The organism is Streptomyces sp. 8L, assembly GCF_020176795.1.
Classification (GTDB): domain Bacteria; phylum Actinomycetota; class Actinomycetes; order Streptomycetales; family Streptomycetaceae; genus Streptomyces.
Map to the genome: position 1 here is coordinate 1 of NZ_JAIUKE010000289.1, position 5,302 is coordinate 5,302.

Annotated in this window: 5 protein-coding genes; 3 read left to right on the top strand and 2 right to left on the bottom strand. The window is 71.7% G+C overall.

Going from position 1 to position 5,302, the window contains the following annotated elements; genetic code table 11:
- Window positions 1-176: 176 nt before the first annotated feature.
- Both LCE31_RS23220 and LCE31_RS23225 read left to right on the top strand, forming a co-directional pair.
- Entirely contained in the window at window positions 177-1,025 is an 849-nt protein-coding gene (locus tag LCE31_RS23220) for a hypothetical protein (RefSeq protein ID WP_225017176.1), read from the top strand.
- A 206-nt stretch (window positions 1,026-1,231) separates the two neighbouring features.
- Window positions 1,232-2,743 carry an arabinofuranosidase catalytic domain-containing protein gene (locus LCE31_RS23225; RefSeq protein ID WP_225017178.1) on the top strand — a complete coding sequence of 504 codons (1,512 nt, stop codon included), beginning with the start codon at window positions 1,232-1,234 and terminating at the stop codon, window positions 2,741-2,743.
- A gap of 113 nt (window positions 2,744-2,856) precedes the next feature.
- Here the strand turns inward: LCE31_RS23225 and LCE31_RS23230 are convergent, their stop codons facing one another.
- Window positions 2,857-3,291 (bottom strand): VOC family protein, encoded by a 435-nt coding sequence (locus tag LCE31_RS23230; RefSeq protein ID WP_225017180.1) that lies wholly within the window; start codon window positions 3,289-3,291, stop codon window positions 2,857-2,859.
- Window positions 3,292-3,651: 360 nt separating this feature from the next.
- Between LCE31_RS23230 and LCE31_RS23235 the strand changes: the two genes are divergently transcribed.
- Window positions 3,652-4,488 carry an SAM-dependent methyltransferase gene (locus LCE31_RS23235; RefSeq protein WP_225017182.1) on the top strand — a complete coding sequence of 279 codons (837 nt, stop codon included), beginning with the start codon at window positions 3,652-3,654 and terminating at the stop codon, window positions 4,486-4,488.
- Between the two features lie 58 nt (window positions 4,489-4,546).
- Here the strand turns inward: LCE31_RS23235 and LCE31_RS23240 are convergent.
- Window positions 4,547-5,302, bottom strand: a 756-nt coding sequence (locus LCE31_RS23240; protein ID WP_225017184.1) for an MFS transporter, incomplete at its 5' end; no start/stop codon positions are given.

Sequence of the window (5,302 nt, forward strand, 5' to 3'; positions counted from 1 at the left end):
GACTACGCCCAGTCCCAACCCTCCGCGGCCTGGGCGTAGTCACGTCGGGTGATCGGCTTGCCACACCGCGTCGCTACCCTTTACGTTCACTCGTAGCAACAAACGACCCCGGGCGGTGTTAGCGCACCGCTACCGGGGTCTGACCTCCAAGATCGACTGCTAGAAAGAACGATCTCGTGGCTGATGTGAACCTTAATGCCGCCCCGCGCCCGTACGCACATCCCCAGGCCAGTCCCGGTTACGGGAAGCGCGGTGTGCCGGGCCAACGCCCGCGACGCAAGGGCGACTTCGCCGCCTTACCCGTACGCGAGGCATATCTCGCCGCCTTCATCGACGCGTTGCCCGACGGCTCCGCGATCGATGTGAAGTCACTCGCCAGGACGCAGCCGCTGTACGGCCAGCAGGCCGTCGCCTCCGCACTGCGCGCGCTGTCCCGCGCCGGACACCTGCGGCGCTTCAAGGAGAACGTCGGCGTGGACGGGCGTACGCGCTGGGTGTGGCGCACGTTCTTCTCGCGTACGGCCCGCGACGGAGCCTGGTGGGCACGGCTGGAGGCGGGCGGCGCCCTGCCGGAGGAGGCCGCTCCCGAACCGGAGCCGGAGCCCGAATCCGACGCGGCCCCCGTCGCCGCGCGCTCGGCGGCGTACGACGCGCTGGCGTCGCTCGGGCGCGCCGACCACCGCCTCGTCCTGTCCGCCGCCGAGTGCGCCGCGCTGGAGCGTGAGGCCGCCGTGTGGCTGGAACGCGGCACGGACCGGGCCCAGTTCGTCCGGGCGATGACGGCGGGCCTGCCCCCCGAGGTGTACTCGGCGGGCGGGTTCGTACGGCGCAGGCTGCGCGACAAGCTCCCGCCGGAGCCCCCGGCCGTACCGGAGGTGACGCCCCGCCGCGTCATGGTGTGCACGGGGTGCGGAAAGCCGGGCGGCCCGCAGACACTCCCGGACGGGCTGTGCGGGGAGTGCAGGAGGCTGCCGCCCGAGGACGTACGGGACCACGTACGGGGACTGCGCGAGCTGTGCCGATAGGGGGGCCGCGTAACCGGGCCGGTGCGGGGCGGTCTTGACGTGCGTCCGGAGCCGGGCCGAACATGTGTGCTGCGTCACAGGGGGCGTCGTCGTGTATCGCGTGCCGAGCGCGACCGGCGGTCTCCGACCGTGCCCGGCGATGAGCGGGCCCACGGTCCGCCTCAACGCCCGGGCGTCATGGCACCATCACATTTCCGGAGGCATCTGTGCTGGTCATACCCTTACTGCGACGCCGGACGCGACTGCTGATCGCGTTCCTGGTCGCGATGGCGATCGCGGTGCCGGTCTTCGGCACGACGGCGGCGCCCGCGGCGGCGGCCTCATCGGGGCCTTGCGACATCTACGCGTCCGGAGGCACGCCGTGTGAAGCGGCGTACAGCACGACGCGGGCGATGTTCTCCTCGTACGACGGGCCGCTGTACCAGATCCAGCGCACTTCGGACGGCGGCACGTTGAACATCGGACTCGCCTCCGCGGGCGGGATCGTCGACTCGGCGCCGCAGGTCTCCTTCTGCTCCGGCACGTCCTGCACGATCACCCAGCTGTACGACCAGACGCCCAACGCCAACAACCTGCCCATCTCGCCCGGCAGTTCCTGCGCGGGCTGCTCGGGCAGCCTGTCCGGCCCCGGCCCCAACGGCTCGGACATCGGCGCGGACGCGATGGCGCTGCCCGTCACCGTCGGCGGCCACAGTGCCTACGGCGTGCTGGTCAACAACATCGGTACGGGCTACCGGAACAACGCCGCCAAGAACGTGCCGACCGGCTCGCAGCCCGAGGGCATCTACATGCTCACGTCGTCCAGACTCACCAGCGGCAGCTGCTGCTTCGACTTCGGCTCGGCCGAGACCGACGACTCGGACGACGGCAACGCGACCATGAACGCGATCTACTACGGCTCCGCCTGCTGGACCGGCGGCTGCACCGGCCCCGGCCCCTGGGTCGGGGGCGACCTGGAGAACGGCATGTACTTCAGCGCGGCGGGCCCCAACCCGTCGAACATCCCGAGCGAGACCGGCGAGTTCGTGAGCGCCTGGGAGAAGAACAACGGCACCACGAACTTCACGCTGAAGTACGGCAACGGGCAGTCCGGCGGGCTGACCCAGGCGTACTCCGGCGCGCTGCCCGGCGGCTACAACCCGATGAAGGTGCAGCCCTCCATCGAGCTGGGCACGGGCGGCGACAACAGCCCCGAAGGAACAGGGGAGTTCTTCGAGGGCGCCGTCACGAAGGGCTTCCCGGACGACGCGACCGAGAACTCCGTGCAGGCCGGCATCACGGCGGCCGGCTACGCGGACAACACCACCACGTTCCCGCCGCCCACCGAGTCCGTGATCAGCCTCAAATCCCACGCCAACGGCAAGTACGTCGACGCGCCCGGCAACACCGCCTCGCTCATCGCCGACGCCGCCTCGGTCGGCACGAACGAGACCTTTGACATGGTCGCCAACAACAACGGCACCGTGAACCTGAGGGCACACTCCGACAACCAGTGGGTCACCGCGGAGAACAGCGGAAACGCGCCGCTGATCGCGAACCGCGGCGCGCCCGGCCCCTGGGAGACCTTCTACCTCCTGCACAACCCCGACGGCAGCGTCAGCCTCCGCGCCTACAACAACCAGCACATCGTCACGGCCGAGGACGCGGGCGCGTCGGCGCTGATCGCCAACCGCACGGCGATCGGCCCCTGGGAGGAGTTCGACCTGGCAGGCGCGTGAGCCGTCCGCGCGTACGAGCACGTCGCGCCGGCTCTCAGCGACGGCCCCCCGCCGTTGAGAGCCGGCGTTCAGACGGGGGACCTTCAGACAGGGGAGCTTCAGACGCGGGACCTTCAGTCGAGGCAGAACTCGTTGCCCTCGATGTCCAGCATCGGGATGCACGACTCGTTCTCGTCGTCGGCGTACAGCGTCTGCACATGGGTCGCCCCGAGCGCGACCAGTCGTGCACACTCGGCTTCGAGCGCGGCGAGGCGCTCGTCCCCCACGAGCCCGGTGCCGGCCCGGACGTCGAGATGCACCCGGTTCTTGACGACTTTCCCCTCGGGGACGCGCTGGAAGTACAGGCGCGGGCCCACGCCTGAGGGATCAACGCAGGCGGACCATGATCCCCGCTTCCCGGGAGGCAGGGTCCGGTTGAAGTCGTCCCACGTGCTGAACCCCTCGGGCGGTGGCGGTAGGACGTACCCCAGCACGTCGCACCAGAAGCGGGCCAGGCGCTCGGGTTCCGCGCAGTCGAAGGTGACCTGGAACTTCCTGATTGCTGACATCGGCGCACCGTACCGCGTACCGGCGGGCCCCTTCCGCTCCATTCCCGGGGCCGCCCGGCTCCCGGGGCCCGCCCGCCCGACGCGTCACGCGAAGCCGGTACGCGCGGCTGTCGGCGACATGTGGGTGACGTGCGAGCGCGGGGCGTGACCGTCTTCCCGCGCGACCTGGCACCGGGCGGCTTCGCGCCGATGCCGGTGCCGGTGCGGTGGTACGCGGTACGCGGCCCTCGTCCGCTGCCGTCGCGGTGGTACCGCGGCACGCGGTACGCGATCCTCGTCTGCCCCCACGGTGCTGGGTCGGTCCCCTGGGCGTCGACGCGCCGGTAGGGTCGAGGAGTTGACGTAGAAGGAGGTCCCCCCATGGCACCGGACGAGTGGACACGGTCACCGGTGGAGCTACGGACGGATGTGGCCCACCCCGCCCGCATCTACGACGTTTTCCTCGGCGGGAAGACCAACTACGCGCCGGACCGGGCGATGGCCGCGACAGTCGCCGAGAAAATGCCGACCGTGAAGATCGCCGCGCGGGTCAACCGCGCGTTCGTGCTCCGCGCGACGCGCTACCTCGCGGCCGAGGCGGGCATCCGGCAGTTCCTCGACATCGGCACGGGCATACCCACGTCGCCCAACCTCCACGAGGTGGCACAGTCCGTCGCGCCCGAAAGCCGCATCGTGTACGTGGACAACGACCCGATCGTGCTGGCCCACTCAAGGGCCCTGCACACCAGCAGCCCCGCCGGCCTGACCACGTACCTCCAGGCCGACCTCACCGATCCGGACAGCATCCTCAACGCCCCCCAGCTCAGCGAGACACTCGACCTCAGCCGGCCGGTCGCCCTGACCATGGGGCTCCTGCTGCACTGGATCGCGCCGAAGGACAGGCCGCACGAGCTGGTGCGCCGCCTGGTCGACGCGCTGAGCCCGGGCAGCCACCTCATGATCTCCGTGTTCGCGCGTGAACTCGCCGGCGTCTCGGCCGGCCTGGAAGAGGACTTCGCACGGGAGGGCACCGCGCTGCGGCCCGCCACCAGGGACGAGGCCCTGGCCTACTTCGACGGCACGGACCTGATCGAGCCGGGCCTGGTGGCTCCCCACCGGTGGAGGCCCGACGACGGCGAACTCGGCATCGGCGCCCCCGGGGCCGGCCCCGAGGACACCGTCGCCCCGATCTGGGCGGGAATCGGCGTCAAACGCTGACCCCGCCCGGTCCCTGTGCGGCCACGGAACGGCCCTGCCGCTTCCGATCCCGACACACTCAGGCGCTGACCTCCGCCTTCACCGGCTTCGGGATCAGGAACGACACCGCGAGCGCGATCACGATGAGCACCAGGCCCGCGATCATCGCGGCGGAGTACCCGGCCGTCGACGTGGGCGAGGACGGGTGCACCGCGCTCTGGACCGCGTCCAGGATGACGAAGCTGACGCCCGCGCCGAGGTTGAACGCGCCCGCGTTCAGGCCCGGCAGGAAGCCCGGGTTGTCGTCGGGGGACAGGACGATGCCCAGCCCGTTGAGGATGATGTTGCCGATGCCCGCGTAGGTGATGCCGACCAGCAGGGAGCCGATCAGCAGCCACGCACGGGAGTCGGCGCCCAGGGTGGCCGCGAGGATCGCGACGGATATCACCGAGCCGGTCAGGCCGACGCGCAGCACCCGGCCGTAGCCCCAGGTGGCCGCCGCGCGCCCGGCCAGCGGGCCCATGGCGAAGCCGGCCAGGGCGTAGGGGGTGAGCGTCCACCAGGCGGAGCCGGTGGCGGACATCCCCAGGCCCGCGTGGGCGTCCTGGGCGAAGGCGGGCACCAGGCCGTTCATGATCGCGAAGACGCCGGTCATGGTGAGCAGGGTGCAGGCCAGCAGCGACCAGGTGGCGCGCCGCCGCAGGTGGTGGCGGGGGGGCCGCGGGGGGGGCGCCCCCCCCGCGGGGGGGCCCCCCCCGGGGGCCGCGGCGGCGGCGGCGCCGGGCCGGGGGGGGGCGGGGGGCCCCCCCGCGGGGGGCCGCGTGGCCGCCGCGGG

Bases quoted from the DNA above. Each gene is read 5' to 3' on its own strand.
- LCE31_RS23230 (WP_225017180.1), bottom strand. From the start codon at position 3,291: ATGTCAGCAATCAGGAAGTTCCAGGTCACCTTCGACTGCGCGGAACCC.
- LCE31_RS23235 (WP_225017182.1), top strand. From the start codon at position 3,652: ATGGCACCGGACGAGTGGACACGGTCACCGGTGGAGCTACGGACGGAT.